At 60.2% G+C, this 24,815-nt stretch carries 22 protein-coding genes and 1 tRNA gene; 14 read left to right on the forward strand and 9 right to left on the reverse strand.

What is annotated here, in order from left to right; genetic code table 11:
- Positions 1–3 precede the first annotated feature (3 nt).
- The 6 genes from EJA70_RS07185 to EJA70_RS07210 all read right to left on the reverse strand — a co-directional run bounded on the left by EJA70_RS07185 (position 4) and on the right by EJA70_RS07210 (position 6,534).
- Positions 4–1,500, reverse strand: a complete 1,497-nt coding sequence (locus EJA70_RS07185) for a hypothetical protein (protein ID WP_158830293.1) — start codon at positions 1,498–1,500, stop codon at positions 4–6.
- The gene (locus EJA70_RS07190; protein ID WP_158830294.1) at positions 1,497–2,735 is read right to left on the reverse strand and encodes an acetyl-CoA carboxylase biotin carboxylase subunit family protein; all 1,239 of its coding nucleotides are present in this window, start codon (positions 2,733–2,735) and stop codon (positions 1,497–1,499) included. Before EJA70_RS07190 ends, EJA70_RS07185 begins: the two co-directional genes overlap by 4 nt.
- A 41-nt stretch (positions 2,736–2,776) precedes the next feature.
- Positions 2,777–3,232, reverse strand: a complete 456-nt coding sequence (locus EJA70_RS07195; RefSeq protein ID WP_158830295.1) for a cobalamin B12-binding domain-containing protein — start codon at positions 3,230–3,232, stop codon at positions 2,777–2,779.
- A complete protein-coding gene (locus EJA70_RS07200; protein ID WP_158830296.1) occupies positions 3,229–4,473 on the reverse strand; it encodes an MFS transporter in 1,245 nt (414 codons plus the stop codon). The genes EJA70_RS07195 and EJA70_RS07200 overlap by 4 nt, the downstream gene beginning before the upstream one ends.
- On the reverse strand, positions 4,466–5,539 hold the full coding sequence (locus EJA70_RS07205; RefSeq protein WP_158830297.1) for an LLM class flavin-dependent oxidoreductase: 1,074 nt from the start codon (positions 5,537–5,539) through the stop codon (positions 4,466–4,468). Before EJA70_RS07205 ends, EJA70_RS07200 begins: the two co-directional genes overlap by 8 nt.
- Positions 5,540–5,604: 65 nt before the next feature.
- Positions 5,605–6,534 carry an asparagine synthetase A gene (locus EJA70_RS07210; protein ID WP_158830298.1) on the reverse strand — a complete coding sequence of 310 codons (930 nt, stop codon included), beginning with the start codon at positions 6,532–6,534 and terminating at the stop codon, positions 5,605–5,607.
- A 238-nt stretch (positions 6,535–6,772) separates the two neighbouring features.
- Between EJA70_RS07210 and EJA70_RS07215 the strand changes: the two genes are divergently transcribed.
- The 9 genes from EJA70_RS07215 to EJA70_RS31060 all read left to right on the forward strand — a co-directional run bounded on the left by EJA70_RS07215 (position 6,773) and on the right by EJA70_RS31060 (position 14,978).
- Positions 6,773–8,086, forward strand: coding sequence for an MFS transporter (locus EJA70_RS07215; RefSeq protein WP_158830299.1), 1,314 nt, complete (start codon positions 6,773–6,775; stop codon positions 8,084–8,086).
- Between the two features lie 50 nt (positions 8,087–8,136).
- A complete protein-coding gene (locus EJA70_RS07220; RefSeq protein ID WP_158830300.1) occupies positions 8,137–9,531 on the forward strand; it encodes an amidase in 1,395 nt (464 codons plus the stop codon).
- A 98-nt stretch (positions 9,532–9,629) separates the two neighbouring features.
- The gene (locus EJA70_RS07225; RefSeq protein WP_371924529.1) at positions 9,630–10,964 is read left to right on the forward strand and encodes an OprD family outer membrane porin; all 1,335 of its coding nucleotides are present in this window, start codon (positions 9,630–9,632) and stop codon (positions 10,962–10,964) included.
- A 97-nt stretch (positions 10,965–11,061) separates the two neighbouring features.
- Positions 11,062–12,750, forward strand: coding sequence for a VWA domain-containing protein (locus EJA70_RS07230; RefSeq protein ID WP_158830302.1), 1,689 nt, complete (start codon positions 11,062–11,064; stop codon positions 12,748–12,750).
- A gap of 29 nt (positions 12,751–12,779) precedes the next feature.
- Positions 12,780–13,361, forward strand: a complete 582-nt coding sequence (locus EJA70_RS07235; protein WP_178116839.1) for an RNA polymerase sigma factor — start codon at positions 12,780–12,782, stop codon at positions 13,359–13,361.
- Entirely contained in the window at positions 13,358–13,942 is a 585-nt protein-coding gene (locus tag EJA70_RS07240; RefSeq protein WP_158830304.1) for a hypothetical protein, read from the forward strand. Before EJA70_RS07235 ends, EJA70_RS07240 begins: the two co-directional genes overlap by 4 nt.
- A gap of 20 nt (positions 13,943–13,962) precedes the next feature.
- Positions 13,963–14,229 (forward strand): hypothetical protein, encoded by a 267-nt coding sequence (locus tag EJA70_RS07245; protein WP_177323302.1) that lies wholly within the window; start codon positions 13,963–13,965, stop codon positions 14,227–14,229.
- A gap of 140 nt (positions 14,230–14,369) precedes the next feature.
- Positions 14,370–14,669, forward strand: coding sequence for a type II toxin-antitoxin system Phd/YefM family antitoxin (locus EJA70_RS07250; RefSeq protein ID WP_158830305.1), 300 nt, complete (start codon positions 14,370–14,372; stop codon positions 14,667–14,669).
- Positions 14,670–14,849: 180 nt separating this feature from the next.
- Positions 14,850–14,978 carry a hypothetical protein gene (locus EJA70_RS31060; protein WP_256677635.1) on the forward strand — a complete coding sequence of 43 codons (129 nt, stop codon included), beginning with the start codon at positions 14,850–14,852 and terminating at the stop codon, positions 14,976–14,978.
- Positions 14,979–15,047: 69 nt separating this feature from the next.
- Here EJA70_RS31060 and EJA70_RS07260 read toward each other — a convergent pair.
- Positions 15,048–15,124 (reverse strand) — tRNA-Arg (locus EJA70_RS07260).
- A gap of 432 nt (positions 15,125–15,556) precedes the next feature.
- On the opposite strand from EJA70_RS07260, the gene gabD reads away from it, so the two are divergent.
- The 3 genes from gabD (at position 15,557) to EJA70_RS07275 (ending at position 19,813) form a co-directional block, all read left to right on the forward strand.
- Entirely contained in the window at positions 15,557–16,999 is a 1,443-nt protein-coding gene (gene gabD, locus EJA70_RS07265; RefSeq protein ID WP_008079999.1) for an NADP-dependent succinate-semialdehyde dehydrogenase, read from the forward strand.
- A 187-nt stretch (positions 17,000–17,186) separates the two neighbouring features.
- Positions 17,187–18,464: a 4-aminobutyrate--2-oxoglutarate transaminase gene (gene gabT, locus EJA70_RS07270; RefSeq protein WP_008080000.1), complete on the forward strand. Its 1,278-nt coding sequence runs from the start codon at positions 17,187–17,189 to the stop codon at positions 18,462–18,464.
- A 137-nt stretch (positions 18,465–18,601) separates the two neighbouring features.
- Positions 18,602–19,813, forward strand: a complete 1,212-nt coding sequence (locus EJA70_RS07275) for a response regulator (RefSeq protein WP_008080001.1) — start codon at positions 18,602–18,604, stop codon at positions 19,811–19,813.
- Between the two features lie 162 nt (positions 19,814–19,975).
- Here the strand turns inward: EJA70_RS07275 and EJA70_RS07280 are convergent, their stop codons facing one another.
- Complete coding sequence (locus tag EJA70_RS07280; RefSeq protein ID WP_158830306.1) at positions 19,976–20,965, reverse strand: sensor domain-containing diguanylate cyclase; 990 nt, start codon at positions 20,963–20,965, stop codon at positions 19,976–19,978.
- A 235-nt stretch (positions 20,966–21,200) separates the two neighbouring features.
- A complete protein-coding gene (gene desA / locus EJA70_RS07285) occupies positions 21,201–22,382 on the reverse strand; it encodes a delta-9 fatty acid desaturase DesA (protein ID WP_008080012.1) in 1,182 nt (393 codons plus the stop codon).
- A 146-nt stretch (positions 22,383–22,528) separates the two neighbouring features.
- Between desA and dibA the strand changes: the two genes are divergently transcribed.
- Positions 22,529–24,448 carry a phosphodiesterase DibA gene (gene dibA, locus EJA70_RS07290; RefSeq protein ID WP_158830307.1) on the forward strand — a complete coding sequence of 640 codons (1,920 nt, stop codon included), beginning with the start codon at positions 22,529–22,531 and terminating at the stop codon, positions 24,446–24,448.
- The gene (locus tag EJA70_RS30810) at positions 24,421–24,780 is read left to right on the forward strand and encodes a hypothetical protein (protein ID WP_178116838.1); all 360 of its coding nucleotides are present in this window, start codon (positions 24,421–24,423) and stop codon (positions 24,778–24,780) included. The genes dibA and EJA70_RS30810 overlap by 28 nt, the downstream gene beginning before the upstream one ends.
- The last annotated feature ends 35 nt before the right edge of the window (positions 24,781–24,815 follow it).

Below are 24,815 nucleotides of genomic sequence, written 5' to 3' on the forward strand. Positions count from 1 at the left end.
GCGTCAGCGTCCCGAGACCAGTTCGACCACGGTTTCGCCGGTGGCCGGGTCGTAGCGACTGATTCGGCCCTTGTGCGGATCGCCGGCACGAACCCGGGCAATCAGCGTCGCGTCGCTGTCGAAATCGATCCGTTGATGCGCGTACAGGCTGCGCAAGGCCGGCAACGGCAAGCCACTGACCTCGGTCAGCCACTGGCTGAGGGCCGGCTCGTTGTGTTCGCCGGCGAGGATCCGGTGCAGGGCATCGAGGTTGCCCAGGTGCTGTGCGTGGCACAGCCCGAGAAAGCTTGAAAGCTCACGGCCACGGTCAACGAACGGGGCAAACTGCATGCACACCAGTTGCGCCTCATCGAGGCCGAACGCCTGCACGGCGAAGCGTGCGGCGAGATCGCGGCGAGCCTGCATGCCCTGTTCGTCGGCATACGCGGCCATGGCCAGATCGATCAGGCGCTGGGGCATCTCTTTCTTGCGCATCAATGCCTGCGCCAGTTCGAGGTATTCGGCAATGCCCTGGTTGTAAGGGCGGCCCTGTACGTACTCGGCCTTGAGGCCGCGAAAGTGCGCCATCAACATCGGGTTGGCACAGTCCGATTCGGTGAAACTGAACGCCAGTTCTTCGAAGCGGAAATCGAGAAACTCGGTGATCAGTTCCCAGTGATCCTCAACCTTGTAGCTGACCAGATCGTAGATGCTGACGAACTCAGGATCAGCATGCTCATCACCGCACGCGACGCGTCGTTCCTCACGCTGTTGATCGAAACCTTCACCGAACAGCTCGACAAAATAGCTTTGCGCCACGCCGTCCAGCGCTTGCAGCAGGCCGCGAAAACCCTGGCGGCGGCATTCATCGACATTCAGGCCCAAACGCTGCGCCAGGCGCATGATCCAGGTGAAATAGTGCTTCTGTTCCTTGCGCGAGTCGCCGGTGACGACGGCATCGACGCCGCCCTGCCACCATGCCGCCCGCCCATAGAAATCGGCCACGGCCAGGTTGCAGCTGTTGCAGAAGGTCGGTCGCCCGTCACCGGCGGTGCGATGGCCGTTCATCAACACGTCGAAACGGTTCATCGCCTGCACATCGTCCGGGAATGGCAGGTGGCGCTCGAACGGCCGGATCTGCTGATGATCGACCACCAGCATTTCCACGCGCGGATCATTGAACAGGTGCAAGGCGCGGTAGACCCGATCGATGTTTGCCATCACCGCATCCGGCACACCGGCGTGGCGCATGTTGGCGATGCGCAACTGGAACGTGCGGCCATGCAGCACCGACAGGTGCAACTGCGTGGCACGCAGCATGGCCACGGTGTAGGAGCTGTCCTTGCCGCCGCCGTAGGCGACCATCAGTTTGTAATCGGTCAGCCCTTCGAGACCACCCGCCGCATCGATCAGGCGTTCGCCAATGGTTGCGACGGCGCGGCGTTCATCGGCGCGCAGGTAATGATTGAGCTGACCCAGCAACGGCTCGTCGTTCCAGGCTTGGGAGGTATTGGCGTTCATAGCGGTTCTGCCTGGAATTGGAACGTCTGGGTGGTGTGGTGGATGTCGCGTTCAGTTGCGTCTTCACTGCCACCGACAAAAATGAAGCGGCCGCTGTGCAGCGCGTCGTAGCTGCCGCCGGCTTCGAGGATCTGCCCGGGTTCGGGGAGCAACTCGCGCCATAGATTGGGCAGGGTGTCGCGCAGCGATTGCGCCTGCACGACGCGGCAGGGCAACTGTGCCGGTTTGGGGATGACCAGCCAGCCGCCACTCGGATCTTCGTCGTTCGCCGGCAATGGCACTTGCTCGCCAGCGAGGCGGCGTAGCCAGTGCTCGTACAGATTGACCCCGAAGACCTTGTTGATCAGGTGCGGGACTTCACTGCCGCCGACCCGTGCACCGATTTCGAGGAACACCAGCGAGTCGTCCGGCTCGACGAAAATCTCCAGGTGAAACGCGGTGCAGCGCAAATTCAGCGCCCGCAGGATCTGTTGGCTGAACGCCTCGATCCGCGTGCGCAGGGGCGACGCCTGGACAATCACCGAACCCAGCGGCTGCGCCTTGGCAAAATCCAGGCAACTGTTGATGTAGCGCGAGACCACTTGAAACGGCACGCTGCCGTCGACATCGGCGAAGCCGTCGATGTGGTAGGTCTGGCCGTGCATGAACGCTTCGATCTCGTAACGCGAGAGGTCGAGGGTGTCGAGCAGGTTGCGCAGCGCCGCTTCGTTTTCGACCTTTTCCACGCCCATGCTGGCGGCACCGTCGACCGGTTTGACGATCAGCGGAAAACCGATCTCGCGGGCAAAGTGCAGGGCCTGTTCCGCCGATTGGCAGCGCGCAAATGCCGGCACCGGCAGGCCCTGGGCCTGAAGAATTTCCTTCATGCGGGCCTTGTCGCGGTACACCGCCACTTCGTCCGGCCCGTCACCTGGAATGTTCAGGGTCTGGCGCACCCGCGCGGCGATTTCCAGGGTGAACTCCGACAGTGCGATCAACTGATCGACCGGGCCCACCCGCTCGATGACTTGCTGAACCGCACCCAGCAGCTGCTCGTATTGATTGACGTCGCTGACCTGCACCTGATGGGCGATGTGCTGCGCCGGGGCAAGCACGCCTTCGGCGCCGGGGGCATCGACCACGTAGCTGATGCGGTGTTGTTGATGATCGAAGAAGTCTTCGTAGCGAGTCAGTTCGTTGTCCCAGCGGCGCTCATCACGAAAGCGCGGCCAGCGGTTGACGATAACGATGTGCATCGTGGATATCCTTGATTGAGCGAAGTCAGCCGTGGTGGGGATCAGCCCCAGGACGGCACGCTAACGGCGGGTGCAGGTTCGGCGTCGGCTGGCGCATGCAGCGTGGCCAGGTAACCGCTGAAGGATTCGATCGCGTCGGGGCCGACAAACACCTGTTGGTAGCCGGCCTCGATCAACGGTTGGCGAACCGCCAGGGTTTCATCCTCGGAGGTGGTCAACTTGCCGCCGATCACGCAGGGCAGGTGCGGGTGCTTCTGGCGTACCTGGCGAATCAGCTCCAGGCCTTGCGAGTAGCCGTGGCCATTGACGCTGCTGACCACCAGCAGTTGAGTGCGGCGCTGTTCGAGCGCATTGAGTACGGCGTCGATCGGGGTGCAGCTGCCAAGGTTTTTCACGTTCAAACCATGCTCGGCGAGCCACAGTTGCAAATACACCAGGTTCCACATGTGCGAGTCGGACTCGACCGTGGCAAGCACGCAGTGCGGCAGGGCTTTCATTGAGACGCCTCCATGGCGAGCGACGGACCACCCAGGGCCAGTTGAAAGCGCCGGGTGGTCAGGATGAACAGCAAAGTGCCGGGAATGGTCAGCACCAGCGCCAGTACCAGAATCAGCACCTGCGCGCCGTAGACGTGGCCGACACTGGCGGTCAACAGGCCGCCCAGCGGGTAGGACAGCAGGTTGACCAGGTAAAACGGTCCCATGACTTTGCCCAGGTGGGCGCGGTCGATCGCTTTGATGCGCTGCGTACGGTTGAACACGTTGAACAACGCACAACCAGCCATTGCCAGCAGAAAGCTCAGGGCATACAGCAACACGCCGTTGGCCACGCCCATGCAGATCAGGCCCAGACACAGCAAGGCAAAACCCAGCGCGCCGAGTCGATAAATCGACATGCGCGCCAGCAGACGCGGCACCAGAATGAAGTTCAGCAGCCCGAGCGCGCCGGCCCCGGCGTTCATCAGGCCAAAGACACCGTCGGCGGCACTGAACACCCCACTGATGACAAACGCGTTGGCGCTCAGCACCGCGGCGAAGGCCAGGTTAATGGTGAAATTCAGTCCGGCCAGGGTCAGCACCGGTGGATTGCCGAGCAGCAGGCGCCAGCCCAGGGCCAGATCCTTGAACACGCTGCTCGGGCCGCTGGCCGCCGTGCGCGCCGTGGGCAGTCCGCGCCAGAACAGCGCCGCGGCAAACAGTGCCACCGCCGCCAGGCCTAGCAGCCAGCGCTTGTCGGTGTACATCGCCAGGCCAGCGGCGAGTGCCGGACCGAGCGCCATCGCGAGCAATTCCATGTTCTGCACCAGCGACTGACAGTGCGCGAGACGCTCGGGACCGGCGATCAGTGGCACGCTTTTTTCAACCGCCATGCGCACCGGCGCCATCAACACCGAAAGCACGATGCCGTTGCCGATCAACGCCCAGATCATCCACTGCGGCTGATACCAGCAGATCCACAGCGTGACGCCCAGGCTCAGCGCGCGCGCCGTGTTGGCCGTGCGAAACAGCAGACGGCCGCCAAAACGGTCGGCCAATAACCCGGCAAACGGATAGGCAATCAGTGCCGGCAGCCATTCAAGGGCAAACGCGACGCCGGAATAGCGCACGTTGCCGGTCAGTTGATAAATCATCAGCGGCACGGCAAACAGCACGGTCTGTTCCGCCAGCAAAGCGCACAACAGGCCGGCGCCGAACCAGCGGATGGCGCTATGGCGGGCATCGGCGCGGGCCTCAGGCATGATCGCGATCCCAGATCGTTTCCAGTTCGCGCAGGTAAGGCAGCACGTACTTGCAGAAACGGCGCATTTCGTCGCGGGTTGGCCAGCCGGAGAAAATGAACTCGCTGACGCCGACCTTTTTGTATTCGAACAAGTACTCGGCGACTTCCTGATAACTGCCGACCACGCACAGCGCAGGGCCGCCGCGATACGCCACCGCCCCCGACCAGAGCATCGGCGACAACCAGTCGTGCTGCGCTTTTTCTGCCAGGCGGAACGAGGTTTTCACTGCTTCGGAATCGCAGCGTCCGACAAATTCACGGACCCATTCACGATGCTGTTCGTCGGGGTTTTCCATCATGCTTTCGACAGCCGCCAGCGCTTCTTCGCGGGTTTCGCGAGCCAGTACGTGCATGCGGATGCCGACCGAGCAGCCCGATTCCAGAACAGTGCGGCTGGCCTCGGCAATACCTTCAGGCGTATCGCCGTAACGCAGCCAGCAATCGCTGTGTTTAATGGCAATCTGTTGGGCGATGTCCGAAGCGCCGCTGAGGTAAATACGCGGGCGCTCAGCGTCTTTGAACGGCAGGCCCAACTGGGCTTTTTCGATGCGGTAGTGCGCGCCGTGATAGGTCAGCGGCGATTCGCCGTTCCAGAACCGATGCAGGATGTCGAGGAATTCGCCGGTGCGTTCATAGCGTCCGTCGTGGGCCACGAAGTCGCCGTAATAAGCTTGCTCGTCCGGCGAAATGCCGGCCACCAGGTTGAGCGAAATGCGCTTGTCGGACATCCACGAAACCGTGTTGACGATCTGCGTGAACAACGTCGGCGGCACCAGGCCGGGACGGTAGGCGAGGATGAATTTGACCCGCTCGGTTTCACGCACCAGCGCGCCAATCATCGGCAGCGGATCGGGCATGTGATAACTGATGCCCATCAACAGCGAGTCGATGCCCAACTCATCGGCTTCCTGGGCAAAGTCGACGATGCCGGCAAAATCGAGAGCGCCGGTGTTGTATTTTTCCGAGGCCTTTTGCTGACCGCTGTCCAGCGGTGAGCACCAGTGAATGCGCAGTGGTGCAGACATTGTGTTTCTCCATGGCACAGCCTGCCGCCGCCGGAGCGGGAGCAGGCGTGGGCAATCAGTGCGGGTCAGAACAGGAAGCTGGTACCGACGGTGCGGTCGAACAGCGCGACGTCGCGGATGCGGCGTTTGCCGCAGATGAACTTGAGCAGACGCTCGATGCCCAGGCCGCCACCGGCGCTTGGGTGCAGCAAGCCGCGACGGGCGACTTCCAGGTAGTTGGCGAACGGCTCAAGGTCCATCGACAGTTCGTTCATGCGGTAGACGATCTGTTCGTATTCGAATTCGCGCTCGGCGCCCGACAGGGCTTCGCCGTAGCCATCGGGATAGATCAGGTCATAGTTGTTGTAGGTGCCGCGCTTGCCCGGGGTTTCGCGATCGTAGAATTCGCGGCGGTAGTTGGTGACGAAGAACGGCGTGTGCGCTTGCGCCGACATGATCTTCTCGAAGTCGTCACCATGCTCGGCGCGCAACGCGTCGGAGCTGTAGATCGGGAAGGCTGTGGCGAAGTGCGGCAGTTGCCGGCCGAGCTGCGCCAGTTCGGCGGCGCAGTGTTGGCTGACTTCGCTGAACACGTGCTTGATCAGGCCTTCGATCAGGGCCATGACCTGGTGCATGTCGCCGTCGCGGATCTCGAAATCGAACTGCGAAAACTCCAGCAAGTGGTTTTCGGAATCCTTGATCTCGGCTTTTTCCAGGCGAATGTTCGGCGCCACGATAAAGATCTTTTCGTGACCCTTGGCGGTCAATGCCAGCTGCTTGTGGAAGATCATGCTCGCCGTCAGTTTCAGGCGTCGTTCTTCGTACTGGATCTCGGCCGGATACACCGCGTGGTTCAGCGGATCGGTGATCGGCGACATCAGGATCGGCATCAACTGTTTGAAGTCGCGCTCCAGCAAATATTGCTGCAAAGCTTGTAGGACGCGGCCCCGGATGATGGCAATGGATTCTATGTCTGGATTAGCAAAATCGACGAAGTTACGGGTAATTTCTTCCATGATTGGCCAGATATTCAGGGAGTTAGGGAGGCCCTGATTATTGTTTAATCGAACGAAAACTCAATGTACAGATTTCGACTAAAAAGCAGCACAGAGCTCGGGTTTGGTTGTCCGACGACGCTTTTGCATGGACGATATCGCGCTGCTGAAATTGATCGGGTGGCGCACCAGTGGGCAGATTTCCTACAGACTTCGCCAGCCGCCGCCGCTCTCCAATTCGTCTATTCAGAGTTCGCCCATGACTGCCCTAAATGGCTCGCGGCCCCACCAGTTTTCCAGGTCTGACTACAAGACCCTGGGCCTCGCTGCGCTCGGTGGCGCGCTGGAAATCTACGACTTCATCATCTTCGTGTTTTTTGCCCTGACCTTAAGCCAGCTGTTCTTTCCGCCAGAGATGCCGGAATGGCTGAGGCTGCTGCAAAGCTTCGGCATTTTTGTCACCGGTTATCTGGCGCGGCCGCTGGGCGGGATCCTGATGGCGCACTTCGCCGATCAGTTGGGTCGCAAGCGCGTGTTCAGCCTGAGCATTCTGATGATGGCGTTGCCGTGCCTGCTGATCGGCATCATGCCGACCTACGAACACATCGGTTATTTCGCCCCGCTGTTGCTGCTGCTCTTGCGCGTGCTGCAAGGCGCTGCGGTGGGGGGCGAAGTGCCGAGTGCCTGGGTGTTCGTCGCCGAGCATGCACCTGCCGGGCATCGCGGTTACGCCTTGGGTTTTCTCCAGGCCGGTCTGACCTTCGGCTATTTGCTGGGGGCGCTGACCGCGACCCTGCTGGCGCAACTGTTTACCCCGGCGGAAATTCTCGATTACGCCTGGCGCCTGCCGTTCCTGCTCGGCGGATTGTTCGGTGTGATCGGCGTGTGGTTGCGTCGCTGGTTGAGCGAAACGCCAGTGTTCATGGCCTTGCAGGCACGCCGTGATGCCGATGCCGAACTGCCGTTGCGCACCGTGCTGCGTGAACACCGCGGGATGTTGCTGCCGGCGTTCATTTTGACCTGTGTACTGACCTCGGCCGTGGTGGTGTTGGTGGTGATCACCCCGACCGTCATGCAAAAGAGTTTTGGCATGACCCCCAGCCATACCTTTGGCCTGAGCAGCCTGGGCATCGTCTTTCTCAACATCGGCTGCGTGATTGCCGGCCTGATTGTTGACCGCATCGGCGCCTGGCGCACGGTCAAGCTGTACAGCGTGCTGCTGCCGATGGGCATTGCCGTGCTTTATGGCTGCCTGATCAGCGGCGGCAACTGGCTGGGGCTGGCGTACGCGTTGGCGGGCTTGAGCTGTGGTGTGGTCGGCGCAATACCGTCAGTGATGGTCAGCCTGTTTCCGGCGCACATCCGCGTGTCGGGCATTTCCTTTACCTACAACATTGCCTATGCCCTGTGGGCGAGTACCACGCCGTTGCTGCTGATCGCGTTGATGCCATGGAGCCCTTGGGTGTGCGTGGCGTACTGCGTGGTGATGGGCGCGGTGGGTGTCGGCTGTGCGACCTGGTTTGGCGGGCGTGAGCCTGCCCAGACCGCGTCGGCAATGGTCGCGGAGCGTTGAGGCAAACGATGCAGAGTGCGCACCTTGGACTTGGCACGGATGGCTACTGGATGATGGAATTACACGAATTACCGGCGACCCAACTGCTGGCCCTGTTCGCCAGTCGCGAGTTGTCTCCGCTGGAGTATTACGATCACCTGCTGGCCCACATCGAACGGTGGGAGCCGAGCATCGGTGCGCTGTATGCGTTCAATCCGCAGCGTGTGCGCGAGCAGGCGCGGGCGTCGAGCGAGCGCTGGAGCAAAGGCGCGCCGCGCGGCTGGCTCGATGGTGTGCCGGTGACACTCAAGGAACTGATCGCCACCCAAGGCGACTGCATTCCTCAAGGCTCGCGCGCCAGCAGCCTGATTGCGGCAACCGCAGACGCGCCGCCGGCCGCCCGCATGCGCGAGAGCGGGGCAATCATCCTCGGCAAAACCACGGTGCCGGACTTCGGCATGCTGTCGTCGGGACTGTCGAGCTTTCATGGCATCACACGCAACCCCTGGGACATCCGCTGCAACCCGGGCGGTTCGAGTTCCGGTGCGGCAGCAGCGGCGGCAGCCGGTTATGGCCCGCTGCATGTCGGTACCGACATCGGCGGATCGGTACGGCTGCCGGCGGGCTGGTGTGGCCTGGTAGGGTTCAAGCCAACGCTGGGGCGAATTCCGATAGACCCGTATTACACCGGCCGCTGTGCCGGGCCGATGACCCGCACGGTGGATGACTGCGCCTTGATGATGGGGTATCTGGCGCAACCGGACGCTCGCGATGCGACCAGCCTCGCCCCGCAGGCGCTGGAGTGGAATCTGCAAGCACCGTCGATGCAGGGCTTGAAAATCGGCTTGATGCTCGACCCCGGTTGCGGCTTCCAGCCCGACAACGAAGTGTGTGAGGCGGTGCGGCAGGCTGCACGGCTGTTCGAGGCCAATGGTGCGCACGTGGAGTTGATCGGACCGGTGATGGATCGCCGTTTGCTCGACGGCCTCGATGATTTCTGGCGGGCCCGGCAGTTGTCGCAACTGCAAGCCCTGAGCACGGAGCAACGCGCCAAAGTCTTGCCATACATCGAGGATTGGGCGGCGCCGGCGGCGAAGATGAGCGCGGTGCAAGCGGTCGAAGGTTTCAACCAGACGTTCGAGATTCGCCGACGCTGCGCGGCGGTGTTCGAGGATCTCGATCTGGTGTTGTCACCGACCAATCAGGTCAGCAGTTTCCCGGCCGAATGGCCTTCGCCGGGCAACGATCCGCGCCAGCCTTTCGAACACATCGTGTTCACGGTGCCGTGGAACATGGGCGAGCAACCGGCCCTGTCGATCAACTGTGGTTTCACGTCTGAGGGCATGCCGATCGGCCTGCAGATGATTGCCCCACGCTTCTCCGATCAGTGGTTGCTGAAGTGCGCCAAGGCCTATGAAAACTGGCGCGGTCCGATCAAACACTGGCCGTCCGCGCCACCCCGCTGAATCCCGATGGTTGTGGTACACCGCGCAAGCCTCTGGCGCTTGCGGCGGTGCACCTTCTTTTTGCAGGCGTTCCGATGAAATCACATGCACTTCGCGCGATGGTCGCGATGCTGGCGGTTGCTCCGCCCGGCTGGGCCGCCGAAGCGGTCACTGCGCAGGATCAGGCCACGGGGCTGCTGGACGGCAGCCACCTGAACCTCAACTTGCGCCACTACTATTCCAATCAGCACACCCAGCGCAGCACGCACCTGGTGATCAAGAAAAACGGCGTCGCCGAGCCGACCCGCGAGCGCATCACCTGGGTGCAGACCGGCATGCTCAATTACAGCTCCGGCTACACCCAGGGTTGGCTGGGCGTAGGGATTGATGCGGCATTGTTCAGCGCGGTCACGCTGGAGCGCGGCCATGGTGCAGTGGCCAACGGTGGCGATCGTGTGCTGGTCGACAGTGATGGCGACGCCGTGCCGACCTGGAGCCGCCTGGGCGTGGGGGATCTGAAGCTGCGCGTTTCGAGCACCGAACTCAAGGCCGGCCGGATGCTCACGGAAAACCCGATCCTGCGCTACAAGGACAACCGCGCCTTGCCGTCGACCTTTCAAGGCGTTGCGGTCAACAGCAACGAACTCGACTGGCTGGCGCTGCAAGCGGGCAGCTTCGAACGCGCCATCCCGCGCACCGGCAGCGGTAGCGAACGGCTGACCACGACGTTCGGTAATCGCGCCTACAGTGGCTCGCGCATCAGCTACGCCGGCGGCACGGCGACAGCCCCGGCCGGGCTGACACTCAGCGCCTATGGCTCGCGCTTCGAAGACATGTGGCAACAATATTATCTGGGCGCGACGCATCTGGTCGGCAATCGCGCAGACCTGGCGCTGAAAACCAGTTTCAACTATTACCGCACCCGCGATCAGGGTGAACAGCGCCTGGGTTTCATCGACAACGACGCCTACAGCCTGGCGGTGACGGCCGCCCACGGTGCCCATGGCCTGACCGCAGCGTGGCAACAAGTGTTCGGCGACGAATACTTTGACTATGTGTGGGAGTCCACGGGCAACTACATGGCCAACTCGCTGTACTCGGACTACAACGGCCCCAACGAAAAATCCTGGCAGTTGCGCTACGACCTCGACCTGGCCAGCTATGGCGTGCCGGGCCTGACCGCCAGCCTCTGGCACGCCAAGGGCTGGGGCATCGACGGCACGCATTACAGCGGCGACCGCGACGGCCACAACACCGGCTACAACGTGCGCGGGCTGGATGGCGCCAAACACAATGAAAACGGCTTGATGGTCGCCTACGTCGTGCAGTCCGGCAGCCTGAAAAACACCGTGTTGCGCAGCATTGTCTACAACCATCGGGCCAGTGGCGGGCAGATTGACGGCAGCTACGACGAGTTCCGGCTGGTGGCGAATGTGCCGTTCAATCTGTTCTGAAAAATCCGCGAAAATTTTTTCAGCAGAGTTAACCCGAACCGCAAGGGCTGGCCGTCTCAGTGGATGAATGCTCAATTTCATCCCGAGGTCAGCCCCCATGTCCCTTCCTCTGCCTTTCCTGCGCCCCCTTGCGGTCGGTGTTTTGCTGGCCCTCGGTGGCTGTGGCGTTTCCTCGCATCCGGAGTCGGCCGCCGTGCCAGCACCGGCGCAACCTGAAGAAGCTCAGGTTCAACACGAAGCGGTCATGGCCGCAGGCTCGATGGCCAAGCGCTCGGCGCGTCCGGCACCGATCGCCAGTTTCGCGGCGATGCCCGCCGCCGACAGTTATCCACAGGGCTATCGCGACGAGTCGCGCGAGCAGTATCAAACACTCGCTGACAACCCGATCCACAGCGTTGCCGAAACGCCGGTTTCAACCTTCAGTGCCGACGTCGACACCGGTGCCTACGCCAACGTGCGCCGCCTGCTCAATCAAGGGCGGCTGCCGCCGGAAGGCGCGGTGCGCCTGGAGGAGATGGTCAATTACTTTCCCTACGATTACGCATTGCCCAGCGATGGCTCGCCCTTCGGCGTGACCACTGAGCTGGCCGCGTCACCGTGGAACCCGCACACGCGTCTGCTGCGCATCGGCATCAAAGCCTCCGACCAGGCCGTGGCGCAACTGGCCCCGGCCAACCTGGTGTTTCTGGTCGACGTCTCCGGCTCGATGGATCGCCGCGAAGGACTGCCGATGGTCAAAAGCACGCTGAAGTTACTGGTCGATCAATTGCGCGACCAGGATCGCGTGTCGCTGGTGGTGTATGCCGGTGAGTCGAGGGTGGTACTGGAGCCAACTTCCGGACGCGAGAAAGCCAAAATTCGTACAGCCATCGAGCAATTGACCGCCGGCGGCTCGACCGCTGGGGCCTCCGGCATCGAGTTGGCTTATCAAATGGCCCAGCAAGCCTTTATCCCCAAGGGCATCAACCGCATCCTGCTGGCCACCGACGGTGATTTCAACGTCGGGGTCAGCGACTTCGACAGCCTCAAGCAAATGGCTGTGGATAAACGCAAAACCGGGATCTCCCTGACCACCCTGGGTTTTGGTGTGGATAACTACAATGAACACTTGATGGAACAACTGGCCGATGCCGGCGATGGCAATTACGCCTACATCGACAACCTGCGTGAGGCGCGCAAGGTGTTGGTCGATCAACTCGGCTCGACCCTCGCCGTGGTGGCGAAAAACGTCAAGTTGCAGGTGGAGTTCAACCCTGCGCAGGTCAGTGAATATCGCCTGCTCGGCTACGAAAATCGTGCCTTGAAGCGTGAGGATTTCAGCAATGACAAAGTCGATGCCGGCGAGATCGGCGCAGGGCACACGGTGACCGCGCTGTACGAAATTGTCCCTGCGGGCGAAAAAGGGTGGCTGGAGCCGCTGCGCTACGGTAAATCTGCCCCGGTTGTTTCCGGCAAAAACGGAGAATTGGCGATGATGCGTGTGCGTTATCAACAGCCTGACGGTGGGAAAAGTCTGCTGATCGAGCGGCCGATTTCTGATCAAGTCGTAACCGCCAGTGAAGACCTGCGTTTTGCCGCGGCGGTCGCAGCGTTTTCCCAGCAACTCAAGGATGGCCGCTACACCGGCGACTTCAGCCTGAAGGACACCGAAACACTGGCCCGTGGCGCGCGGGGCGATGATCGCTTTGGCTTGCGTAACGAGTTCGTGCAACTGGTGGAACTGGCGCAGAGCTTGCGCGCCTCGACCGTCGCGAATGCGTTGCCCACTGAGCGACGGATTGAATAGTGAGTCGTCTGAAGGGTTTCATCAGCCAGTTGTTTGCCTCGGCAGACAGCCCAACCGCCAGCAGCGATGAAGCGCTGCTGGCGCGTTATCGCGAGGGCGACGGCGCGGCGTTCGAGATTTTGTACGCCCGTCATCGTCAGGGTTTGTACCGGTTTCTGCTCGGCTTGAGCGGCAAAGCCGAACTCGCTGACGAAGTATTTCAGGAGACTTGGTTGAGCCTGATTCGCAGCAGCAGTCAGCCACAAGGGAGGGCGACTTTTCGTACGTGGCTGTTCCAGATTGCCCGCAATCGTCTGATCGATCACTGGCGCAAGCATGGCGCCCAACAACCGCTGCACGACAGTTACGACGAGCAGGCCCACGCGGTCAGCGACGACACCAACGATCCTGCACAATTGCTCAGCCTCAGCCGCGACAGCCAGCGCCTGGACAGCGCCCTGCAAACCCTGCCGGCCGACCAGCGCGAAGTGTTTCTGCTGCGCGCCCACGGCGACCTCGACCTGGCACAAATCGCCAGCCTCACCGACACACCGCTGGAAACCGTCAAAAGCCGCTTGCGCTACGCCCAGCAAAAACTGCGTCGGCTGCTGGCCGAGGAGGTACTGACATGACTGACGCCCGCCAGACACCCGAAGATCCGCTGATCAAACATGTGCGCGAACAGCACAACGCTGAACCGCCAGCGCACCTCGATGCGTACATTCTCAATGCCGCACGCGGCGAAACTCCAACGCCAAAGCCGGGCCTGTGGCAACGCTGGCTCGACGCCTGCCGCCAGCCGCGCTGGCAAGTCGCGTTCGCCAGCCTGGTCGGCGTCGCGCTGATGTTGTCGCTGGTGCAACGCACGCCCGAACCGCAGCCGCAATTCGACTACGCTCCCCCAGCTCCGGCGCCACTGGCGCGCAAACAAGCGCCCGAAGCCATGAGCGCACCGGCTGGCGCCATGTCCGCTCCTGCACCCATGGCGGAAATGGCCGCGCCGATGCAAAGCCAGGCGATCAGCGCCGATGAAGCCAAACTGAGCAAGCGCGCCGCCGCACCGGCCAATGGCCTCGACGCACAATTGCGCGAAGTCCTGCGCCTGCGCGAATCCGGCCAGTCGCAAGCGGCCGACAGCCTGTTCAACAACCTGCACAAACGTTACCCGAACGCCGACCTCGACGCGCGACTCGAACAGTTGCAGAAAAAATGACCCCCTGAACCCTCAGCCATTTGGCATTGCCCCGCAAAAACGCGCACTATCGGGCCATTGCCAATACGCTGGAGGACAACGTGGCATCGAAAATTGACCGCATCGCCCAACTCCTCAACTGCCCGGAAAAGGGCGAAGAGATGCGCCGCGCGATTACTGAAGCACGTAAGGAATTTCTGCTGAACCAGCCGGAAGAAGATGTCGTTGAGGAAGACGAGGTTTTTGAGGAGGTTGAGGGGGAAGAAGATGACGATGAATATGATGAGTTTGACTGGACGACGGAGTAGCACCGCTCTGGCAGACTCTGGCTTTAATTTGTAAACACACTCGCTGTCCTGATTTCTTTACGCAGATTCATAAGCATTGACCCCCCCTTCTCTAAAAAGGGCACTATAAAGTACTTTTTTATGTACCTTTTGGAGCCGCCATGGAGCAGTTGCTTGCTAGTCGTTCGGTAAGTATTACCGAACTGAAACGGAGCCCGAGTACGGTGATTGAGCAGGCGGGCTCAGAACCTATTGCCGTTCTCAATCATAATCGTCCCGCTGCCTATTTGTTGGCGCATGCGACTTATCAGGAGTTGCTGGATCGCCTTCGAGCTGCCGAGTTACGCGAGGCGATTGCGGCAAGCCGCAATGATCCCCGTCCGGCCATAGCCGCTGACACTGTATTCGATGAGCTTGATGCGCTTATAGATGATGTTGAAGCTGAGCAAAATCATTTATGAGGCAGTTGTTTTTTTCCGCGCTTTCACGGGAGGATTTGCAGCAGATTGCCCGCTTTATCGCTCGTGATAATCCCCGGCATGCACGTTCTTTCGTTGGCGAGTTACGCGTACGGTGGTGATTACTTGATCACTCAGCCTAATCAAGGCATTTCGCGAGAGGATTGCGCCAAGGGTCTGAAAATGATCACTCACGCTCGTTATTTGATTTTTTACTCGATCGTGGAGGGAGACGTTCAGATAGAGCGGGTTTTGCACAGTGCGCGAGATCTTGCCCGATTGTTTGAAGCTGTAGGTCGTGAGCCTCAGTAAACTTGAAATGCAATCGCCCACAAAAAAGCCCCGGACCATCACAGTCCGGGGCTTTCTCGTTTAAATCAATGGTGCACCAGGCGGGATTCGAACCCACGACCCCTGCCTTCGGAGGGCAGTACTCTATCCAGCTGAGCTACTGGTGCAGCGGGCGACATCATACCTAGGTCGGCTCGGGGCGTCCATGCTGGGGTTTGTCAGGGCGCGTGTCCGCTGAAATCACTGTATTCCTTAAAGCTGTAACGTCCTGCAAAACCCTCGCTTGGCGCTTTCACGGGACTGATCTATGGTTCTGTTGCCGCGAGGGCTTTTTGCTCGTTGATCTGAAAATTTCCACAAACGCGGCGTTTTTGTTCTTTTTTTCGAACGACCTATTGTCCTTTACCCCCTTTGATCCTACGATCCGTTTGAGATTTCAAACGCTCTTAGGCTGGGTGTTGCAGCGCTGGTGGTTCGAAACGTCCACGTTTGATGCGCCACACCCGGTCACTGATTTCCCTGACGGCAGCCTTGCGAGGCGCCTTTCTACAATCATAATTTGCTCCGCGCAGGCCGCGGTGCTGTTAAGGAAAGCCGACATGCAGCTTAAAGACACCCAGTTGTTCCGCCAGCAAGCCTTTATTGATGGCGCTTGGGTTGATGCGGACAACGGTCAGACGATCAAGGTCAATAACCCGGCCACCGGCGAAATCCTCGGTACCGTGCCAAAGATGGGCGCCGCCGAAACCCGCCGTGCCATTGAAGCGGCCGACAAGGCGCTGCCAGCCTGGCGTGCGCTGACCGCCAAAGAGCGTGCCGGCAAGCTGCGTCGCTGGTTCGAACTGATGATCGAGAACCAGGACGACCTCGCGCGCCTGATGACCCTTGAGCAGGGCAAGCCGCTGGCCGAAGCCAAGGGCGAAATCGTTTACGCCGCTTCGTTCATCGAGTGGTTCGCCGAAGAAGCCAAGCGCATCTACGGCGACGTGATTCCAGGCCATCAGCCTGACAAGCGCTTGATCGTGATCAAGCAGCCAATCGGCGTGACCGCCGCGATCACCCCGTGGAACTTCCCGGCCGCGATGATCACCCGTAAAGCCGGCCCGGCACTGGCCGCCGGTTGCACGATGGTGCTCAAGCCGGCTTCGCAAACCCCGTTTTCCGCTTTCGCCCTGGCCGAACTGGCTCAGCGTGCGGGCATTCCTGCTGGCGTGTTCAGCGTGGTGTCCGGCAGCGCCGGCGACATCGGCAGCGAGCTGACCAGCAACCCGATCGTGCGCAAACTGTCCTTCACCGGTTCGACCGAAATCGGTCGTCAGCTGATGGCTGAATGCGCCAAGGACATCAAGAAAGTCTCGCTGGAACTGGGCGGCAACGCGCCGTTCATCGTGTTCGACGACGCGGACCTGGATAAGGCCGTCGAAGGCGCGATCATTTCCAAATACCGCAACAACGGCCAGACCTGCGTCTGCGCCAACCGTCTGTACATTCAGGATTCGGTCTACGACGCGTTCGCCGAGAAGCTGAAAGTGGCTGTGGCCAAACTGAAGATCGGCAACGGTCTGGAAGACGGCACCACCACTGGCCCGCTGATCGACGAAAAAGCCGTGGCCAAGGTCAAAGAACACATTGCTGACGCCGTATCCAAAGGCGCCACAGTGCTGGCTGGCGGCAAGGCGATGGAAGGCAACTTCTTCGAGCCGACCATCCTCACCAACGTGCCGAAAAACGCTGCCGTGGCCAAGGAAGAAACCTTCGGCCCGCTGGCACCGCTGTTCCGCTTCAAAGACGAAGCCGAAGTGATCGCGATGTCCAACGACACCGAGTTCGGTCTGGCTTCGTACTTCTATGCGCGCGACCTCGGTCGTGTGTTCCGTGTCGCTGAAGCGCTGGAATACGGCATGGTTGGCGTCAACACCGGGCTGATCTCCAACGAAGTCGCGCCGTTCGGCGGCATCAAGGCCTCGGGCCTGGGCCGTGAAGGCTCCAAGTACGGCATCGAAGATTACCTGGAAATCAAATACCTCTGCCTGGGCATCTAAAGCCGAGAAAGGGATCGCTGCAAACGCAAAGGGCACGAGAGCGCTGTCCCTTTGCGTCGTTTCAAAACCGGAATTTTCTCTGCGGCCGGGAACGCTGTGGCAGTCGATCATCGCATGCTGCCACCGTCGCTTCCTCCCGCTTAATCCTTGAACCACGCCGCCCGATGAGCGGCGAATGAGGACTGTAATGAGCAAGACTAACGCTGAACTGATGGCCCGCCGTACCGCAGCTGTTCCACGTGGTGTTGGCCAGATTCACCCGATCTTCGCTGAGTCGGCAAAAAACGCTACCGTGACTGACGTTGAAGGTCGTGAGTTCATCGACTTCGCCGGCGGTATCGCTGTACTGAACACCGGCCACGTGCACCCGAAAATCATCGCCGCCGTGACCGAACAGCTGAACAAGCTGACCCACACTTGCTTCCAGGTTCTGGCTTACGAACCGTACGTAGAAGTGTGCGAAAAAATCAACGCGAAGATCCCGGGTGATTTCGCCAAGAAAACCCTGTTGGTCACTACCGGTTCCGAAGCCGTCGAAAACGCCGTGAAAATTGCCCGTGCCGCCACTGGCCGTGCCGGCGTGATCGCCTTCACCGGCGCTTACCACGGTCGCACCATGATGACCTTGGGCCTGACCGGTAAAGTCGTGCCTTACTCGGCCGGCATGGGTCTGATGCCAGGCGGCATCTTCCGCGCGCTGTACCCGAACGAACTGCACGGCGTGAGCATCGACGACTCGATCGCTTCCATCGAACGCATCTTCAAGAACGACGCCGAGCCGAAAGACATCGCCGCGATCATCATCGAGCCTGTACAGGGTGAAGGTGGTTTCTACGTCGCGCCGAAGGAATTCATGAAGCGCCTGCGCGCTCTGTGCGACCAGCACGGCATCCTGTTGATCGCTGACGAAGTACAGACCGGCGCTGGCCGCACCGGTACTTTCTTCGCCATGGAACAGATGGGCGTTGCTGCCGACCTGACCACCTTCGCCAAATCCATCGCGGGCGGCTTCCCGCTGGCCGGTGTCTGCGGCAAGGCCGAATACATGGACGCCATTGCTCCAGGCGGCCTCGGTGGCACCTACGCCGGTAGCCCGATCGCTTGCGCCGCTGCGCTGGCAGTGATGGAAGTGTTCGAAGAAGAAAACCTGCTGGATCGCTGCAAGGCAGTCGGCGAGCGTCTGGTCACTGGTCTGAAGGCTATCCAGGCCAAGTACCCGGTGATCGGTGAAGTACGTGCGCTGGGCGCGATGATCGCCGTCGAGCTGTTCGAAAACGGCGACAGCCACAAGCCAAATGCTGCTGCTGTGGCATCGGTTGTGGCCAAGGCGCGCGACAAGGGTCTGATCCTGCTGTCCTGCGGCACCTACGGCAACGTTCTGCGCGTACTGGTACCGCTGACTTCGCCGGACGAGCAACTGGACAAAGGTCTGGCGATCATCGAAGAGTGCTTCTCCGAGCTCTGATCTCCCCGTGTGACCTGATCGACAAAAAACCCGCTTCGGCGGGTTTTTTTACGCCCCTTGAAACACATCGAGCGCTTTAGCACTGTATCGAATGGCCAGCATTGGCTAAGGTTCAGGCATTGCAAGGGAGAGCGCGCATGACTGCCGTTGAATTACCCGCCGTACCGCGAGTGTTGATTGCCGAGGCTGACCCGTGGTCGCGCGACCTGCTCAAACAAGTATTGCTGAACGTGCGTTGTGATGCGCGGCTGGATCTGTGTGCCGATGGGCAGCAAGCCATGTCGATGCTCAGCGAAATTCCGTATGACTTGGCTATCGTCGATTGGGAGCTGCCCGGCGTCGATGGTTTGAACGTGCTGCGCAGCGTGCGCCAGCGCAAACGCAATCCGCCGCTGCCGTTCATTCTGATGAGCAGTCGCAATGACAGCGCCAGTGTGCGCGAAGCCATTCCGTTGGCGCCGACGGCGTATCTGACCAAACCGCTGAACATGGAAAGTCTGACCGCCCGTTTGCAGGGTTTGCTGCTCAATGCCGGGGAAGAGGTGTTCTGCGAAGTGCCGGCGCTAGCGCCGGGCATGACCTTGTCGGTGTTTCTTGAGCGTCGCCGTGAGCAAGCCGATGGCGCGCCGTTGATGACCGACGTTCAAGTGGCCGTGAAGCGCAGCCTGAATCCCAATGGCCTCGACCTGAAGCTGCTGGAAGATGAGATAAAAACCGATCCGCAAATCACCGCGGTGTTGATCGCGGCGGCCAACAGCGCCGCGCAACACCATGGTGCGCCGGTGCAGACATTGGCTCAGGCGCTGCATCGACTGGGCACCGGGCAGAGCATGAACCTGATCCTCGGCCTGGCGCTCAAGCGCAGTGCCAAACTCAGTGATCCGTGTCTGGCCGACTATGCCGAGCGTTATTGGGGCTTGTCGCTGCACACCGCTGAATACGCGCGCACCTTGGCGCGCTTGCTCGATCTGGATCAGGAACGCTGCTATTGCGCGGGCATGCTCCATCGGCTTGGTGATCTGGCGCTATTGCGCTGCTTGCAGGAGTGGCAGCAGGCCGGTGGCGAGCTGGATGAGCTGGAGGAAGTCGGTGAGGCGCTGGCTGAGTTTGGTGCGGCTTATGGTTCGGCCTTGCGTACACGTTGGCGTTTGCCGCTGGAATTGCGGGAGTTGATTGCCTCGGTCTACCAGCTCGGCGGCGGGGTCTATTCACGCGAAGCACTGGTGATGAACATGGCGGCGCAGATGGCGCGCCTGACCGAGCATGAAGGCGTTGAGGAGCTGGCGAAGAGCCGCACGGCGCGGTTGCTTAAGATCGGCTTGCCGGAGTTGATGCGGATGCGTAAGTAACCCGTCCACACCTTTCTTAAGAGTCGAGCCTTTGTGGCGAGGGGATTTATCCCCGTTGGGCTGCGCAGCGGCCCCTCTTTTGATCCAAAAAACGCAGGGGACTGCTGCGCAGTCCAGCGGGGATAAATCTCCTCGCCACAGGTCGCATTTCAAATCGAATATTCAGGCAGAGATGATGCGGTTCTTGCCCTGGCGCTTGGCCTCGTACATTGCCGCATCCGCACGGGCGAACAGGCTGTCGAGGCTTTCGTCATCTTCGCTGAGGCTGGTCAGGCCCTGGCTCACGGTGATAGCGAAGGTCTGGCCGTCGTGGTTGAAACTCAACCGCTGAATCTCCTGCTGCAACCGTTCAGCCACCTGCATCGCCATGTCCGGCGCACAACCCGGAAACACCGCGGCAAATTCTTCCCCGCCAATGCGTCCGAACAGGTCGCCGCGGCGCAACGATCCACGCCCGCACTCGGCAATCCGTTGCAGCACGTTGTCGCCTTCAGGGTGGCCGTAGGTGTCGTTGATCATTTTGAAATCATCGATATCCAGCAGCAGGAACGCCATCTGTGAACCTTGCAGACGCGCCTCGTCGAACTCGCGGTTGGCGCATTCGAAGAAGTGACGGCGGTTGCTGCTTTGGGTCAGCACATCAGTGGTCGCCAGACGATGCAGTTCGGTTTCCATCTGCTTCTTGTCAGTGATGTCCTCGGCAATGCCGACGATGATCACCGGCTGTCCGGGCTCGTCCTGACGATTGATAAAGCATTTGTCGCTGAGCCAGCGCACCTGGCCGTCGGCGGCGATGATCCGGTATTCGCGATCTTCCACCGCGCCCTTGTGCAGGACTTCGGCAAGGCTGCGTTCGGCGTATTCGAGGTCGTCGGGGTAGATGCTGTCGCGCCATTGGTTGTAGTCGGCGAGCAACAGGCCGGCGGAGCGGCCGAAAATCCGTTCGTAGGCGGGGCTGACGTACAGCACCTGACGGGTTTCCCAGTTGAACGCCCAAAGCACGGCGTTGACGCTGACCAGCAGCGAGCTGAACAGCTGCTCGCGTTCGCTCAGGCGGGCGACTTCGCCTTGCGCGTGCATCAACGCCATAAGGGTTTGCGCGGCCTCGGGCCACTGCGGGAAGGATGAGTCTTTTTGGTTGTTATTGACCATCGGCACAAGTCTCAAAGGGCGTGCCGCAATCGACAACGGCCACAGTACAGCCCGCCGGGATGGCGAAGTGTCTTTGAGATAGGGGATTTTGGGCGAAGTTCCCGGTGTTTACCGGATACTGCCAAGCGGCCATCGCGGCACGCCTGTAGGAACTGTCGAGTGAAACGAGGCTGCGATCTTTTTGATTTCAACAAACAGAATCAAAGGATCGCAGCCTGCGGCAGCGCCTACACCGTCAGGCGGTAGGGCGTAGAGAGTAGGTTTTCAGTTGGCCGGCAAAGTCGCGCAGGGACTGGATGCCGCTGGCTTCTGCTTCGTGAACCCACTCTTTGATGGCTGCGAGCATGTCGTGGCCGTTTGCGCTGGTCTTGACCCAGATCTGCTGCAGGGCCAGGCGTTTTTCGTAAATTACCTTCAGCGCCTGGCTGTGCTCGAGCATGTTCTGGATACGCAAGTGGTGACGATCTTCAAGCAGGCTGGTTTCCCGCGACAGCAGACGCTTGGCGCGGTGGAACTGGTGACGTACCGAATGATCGACCTTGGCCAGCTCTTGCTTGACCAGCGGGCCGATCACCAATTTGCGGTACTGGGCCATGATCTGGAAGCGGTTGTTGAGGATCGCCATGGCGGTGTCCATGTCCAGACTGCCTTTGCCTTCCACGCGATGGGCAATCGGTGCGACACGCTGAACCTTGGCCAGACGCAGGAAGCTGAAGACTTTGATCCACGCCCAACCGAGGTCGAACTCCCACTTCTTCACCGACAGCTTGGCCGAGTTAGGGTAGGTGTGATGGTTGTTGTGCAGTTCTTCGCCACCGATCAGGATGCCCCAAGGCACCAGATTGGTCGCCGCGTCGCGGCATTCGAAGTTGCGATAGCCGACCGCATGGCCCAGACCGTTGATTACGCCGGCGGCCCACACCGGGATCCACATCATCTGGATCGCCCAGATGGTGATGCCGATGGTGCCGAACAGCAGCAGGTCGATGACGCCCATGATCGCCACGCCCAACAGTGGGTAGCGGCTGTAGACGTTGCGTTCGATCCAGTCTTCCGGGCAGTTCTTGCCGTAGATGCGCAAGGTTTCCGGATTCTGCGCTTCGGCGCGGTACAACTCGGCGCCGGTACGCAGTACCGTGGACAAACCTTTGATGACCGGGCTGTGCGGGTCGTCTTCGGTTTCGCATTTGGCGTGGTGTTTACGGTGGATGGCGGTCCACTCGCGGGTGTTCTGCGCCGTGGTCAGCCACAGCCAGAAGCGGAAAAAGTGTTTCAGGCCAGCATTCAGCTCCAGCGAGCGATGGGCCGAGTAACGGTGCAAATAAACCGTGACGCCGACAATTGTCACGTGGGTCATCAGCAGAGTGACTGCGACCAGAGACCAGGCCGACAAGCCAAGAAAACCTTCGTACCACATAGGCTATAGGGCCCTCGATAAAGATAAAAACAGCCGTTGCATTATCACTAAGCACACAGATAAAACCAGTCGCCCTTTCAGATAAGAGTCGCTGGATGTTTCTTGACCTATAATTCCAACCTTTTTGTAGGGACATGGACAGCCGAATGTCTGCCACTTATCGCGATGCCTTGCGTGCAGCGCTGCTCTATCTCGTGCTTGCCGCTGTCTGGCTGCAAGGTTCTGATCATTTATTAAACAATTTCTTCGATAGCTCCGTCGATCTTGCCCGCTGGCAACTGATCAACGGTTACCTGTTTGCGGCGGTCAGCGCCGGGCTGATTTTCCTCGCGCGGGCGCGTTTGTGTGCGTTTCTGGGAATCGGCGCGCGTTTGCGTGAGCGCCACGCAGACCGTGAACGCTTGCGTCAGGCGGCAGCGGTGTTCGACTGCACGCGAGAAGGGGTGCTGGTGACCAATCATCAGGGGTTGATCGTGCACGTCAATCGCGCCTTCATGGAGATCACCGGTTATCAGCGCGAAGAAGTTCTCGGGCAGCAGCCAAGCCTGTTCAAGTCCGGCCATCATCCGCCGGGTTTCTATCAATCGATGTTTGCCACGCTGGAGTCGCAGGGCGAGTGGAGTGGCGAGATTTGGAACCGGCGTAAAAGCGGCGAAATTTATCCACAGTGGCAAACCATCCGGGTCATTCACGATGATCAGGCGCGGATCAGCCACTTTGTGGCGGTGTTCTCCGACATCAGCGCGATCAAGGACTCGGAGTCCGAGCTCAAGCGCCTCGCCCACCATGATCCGCTGACCGACCTGCCCAATCGCCTGCTGTTCAGCGACCGCGCCGAGCAGGCGCTGGCATCGGCGCAGATCCACAAGCGCGGCTGTGCCTTGCTGATGCTCGATCTCGATCACTTCAAGATGATCAACGACAGCCTCGGGCATAACATCGGCGACCGCTTGCTCAAGGCGGTGGCGGCGCGCTTGCAGGAACTGTTCGGGCCGGGGATCACCCTGGCGCGCCTCGGCGGTGACGAGTTCGCCGTACTCGCGGAAAGTTGTCCACAGCCGGTGCAGGCGGCGGCACTGGCCCAGCGCATTCTCGATGCGCTGAAAGAGCCATTCTGCATCGACGGTCACGAACTGTTCATCAACGCCAGCATCGGCATCAGCCTGTTTCCCAGCGATGCACTGAGCGCCGAGCAGTTGCTGCGCAATGCCGATGCCGCGCTGTTCAAGGCCAAAAGCAGCGGACGCAACGGTTATGCCCTGTACACCGAAGAACTCACTGCCCACGCCCAGCAACGCGTCGAAATCGCGTTTGAACTGCGCCGCGCGCTGGAACAACAGGAACTGCGTGTCTACTACCAACCGGTGCATGACCTGAAAACCAGTCGCTTGATCGGCGTCGAAGCTTTGGTGCGCTGGCAGCATCCGCAGCGCGGTCTGGTATCACCGGCAGAATTCATCCCGATCGCCGAGCGCACCGGGCTGATCGCCGAAATCGACGCTTGGGTCATGCAGCAGGCGTGTCGGCAGATGTGTGAGTGGCAGCAGGCCGGCGTGGTGTTGTCGTTTGTCGCGGTGAATGTTTCGTCGCGATTGTTCGCCCGTCGTGAGCTGTATCAACAAGTGGCGCAGGTGCTGCGCGATACTGGGCTGGATCCGGCCTACCTGGAGCTGGAAGTCACCGAGAGCGCGGTGATGGATGATCCGGAAGTGGCGCTGGAGCAGATGCACCGTTTACGTGAACTGGGGATTCGCCTGGCCATTGATGATTTCGGCACCGGCTATTCGTCGCTGCTGAGGCTCAAGCGTTTGCCGGTGCAGAAATTGAAGATCGATCAGGGATTTGTTGCAGGTTTGCCGTGGGATGAGGACGACGCGGCGATTGTCCGGGTGATCATCGCGCTGGCGCGGAGCATGGGCATGCAGGTGCATGCGGAAGGGATCGAGCAGGCGGAACAGGCGGTGTTTTTGCTGGAGCAGGCATGTGATCTGGGGCAGGGGTACTGGTTTGGCCGGCCGGTGCCGGCGTTGGAGATTGATTGGATGAAAGCACCTGTTATTGGCTGACAGCTGACACAAAACCTGAGGTGCACACAAAATCTGTGGTGAATACAAAATCTGTGGTGCACACAAAATCTGTGGTGAATACAAAATCTGTGGTGAATACAAAATCTGCGGTGAATACAAAATCTGCGGTGAATACAAAATCTGCGGTGAATACAAAACCTGTGGCGAGGGGATTTATCCCCGTTGGACTGCGCAGCAGTCCCAAATTTTCAGGGTTGCTTCGCAACCCAACGGGGATAAATCCCCTCGCCACGGGGTTATCTGTCGCTCTGAGATCGGCGCAAACCCTTGGCCCGCCACATAATGTTTTTCAGTTATATAAACATTCTTAAATAGTCTTTTTAAGAATATCCGCGCCTCTCTTATA

It is taken from the genome of Pseudomonas sp. PB103, from assembly GCF_009764635.1.
Lineage (GTDB): Bacteria > Pseudomonadota > Gammaproteobacteria > Pseudomonadales > Pseudomonadaceae > Aquipseudomonas.

Coding starts and splice junctions, on each gene's coding strand:
- EJA70_RS07205 (WP_158830297.1), bottom strand. CDS start 5,539: ATGTCTGCACCACTGCGCATTCACTGGTGCTCACCGCTGGACAGCGGT.
- EJA70_RS07230 (WP_158830302.1), top strand. CDS start 11,062: ATGTCCCTTCCTCTGCCTTTCCTGCGCCCCCTTGCGGTCGGTGTTTTG.
- EJA70_RS07215 (WP_158830299.1), top strand. CDS start 6,773: ATGACTGCCCTAAATGGCTCGCGGCCCCACCAGTTTTCCAGGTCTGAC.
- desA (WP_008080012.1), bottom strand. CDS start 22,382: ATGTGGTACGAAGGTTTTCTTGGCTTGTCGGCCTGGTCTCTGGTCGCA.
- EJA70_RS07185 (WP_158830293.1), bottom strand. CDS start 1,500: ATGAACGCCAATACCTCCCAAGCCTGGAACGACGAGCCGTTGCTGGGT.
- EJA70_RS07275 (WP_008080001.1), top strand. CDS start 18,602: ATGACTGCCGTTGAATTACCCGCCGTACCGCGAGTGTTGATTGCCGAG.
- EJA70_RS07250 (WP_158830305.1), top strand. CDS start 14,370: ATGGAGCAGTTGCTTGCTAGTCGTTCGGTAAGTATTACCGAACTGAAA.
- dibA (WP_158830307.1), top strand. CDS start 22,529: ATGTCTGCCACTTATCGCGATGCCTTGCGTGCAGCGCTGCTCTATCTC.
- EJA70_RS07190 (WP_158830294.1), bottom strand. CDS start 2,735: ATGCACATCGTTATCGTCAACCGCTGGCCGCGCTTTCGTGATGAGCGC.
- EJA70_RS07225 (WP_371924529.1), top strand. CDS start 9,630: ATGGTCGCGATGCTGGCGGTTGCTCCGCCCGGCTGGGCCGCCGAAGCG.
- EJA70_RS07280 (WP_158830306.1), bottom strand. CDS start 20,965: ATGGTCAATAACAACCAAAAAGACTCATCCTTCCCGCAGTGGCCCGAG.
- gabT (WP_008080000.1), top strand. CDS start 17,187: ATGAGCAAGACTAACGCTGAACTGATGGCCCGCCGTACCGCAGCTGTT.
- gabD (WP_008079999.1), top strand. CDS start 15,557: ATGCAGCTTAAAGACACCCAGTTGTTCCGCCAGCAAGCCTTTATTGAT.
- EJA70_RS07195 (WP_158830295.1), bottom strand. CDS start 3,232: ATGAAAGCCCTGCCGCACTGCGTGCTTGCCACGGTCGAGTCCGACTCG.
- EJA70_RS07200 (WP_158830296.1), bottom strand. CDS start 4,473: ATGCCTGAGGCCCGCGCCGATGCCCGCCATAGCGCCATCCGCTGGTTC.
- EJA70_RS07220 (WP_158830300.1), top strand. CDS start 8,137: ATGATGGAATTACACGAATTACCGGCGACCCAACTGCTGGCCCTGTTC.
- EJA70_RS07210 (WP_158830298.1), bottom strand. CDS start 6,534: ATGGAAGAAATTACCCGTAACTTCGTCGATTTTGCTAATCCAGACATA.
- EJA70_RS07240 (WP_158830304.1), top strand. CDS start 13,358: ATGACTGACGCCCGCCAGACACCCGAAGATCCGCTGATCAAACATGTG.
- EJA70_RS31060 (WP_256677635.1), top strand. CDS start 14,850: ATGATCACTCACGCTCGTTATTTGATTTTTTACTCGATCGTGGAGGGA.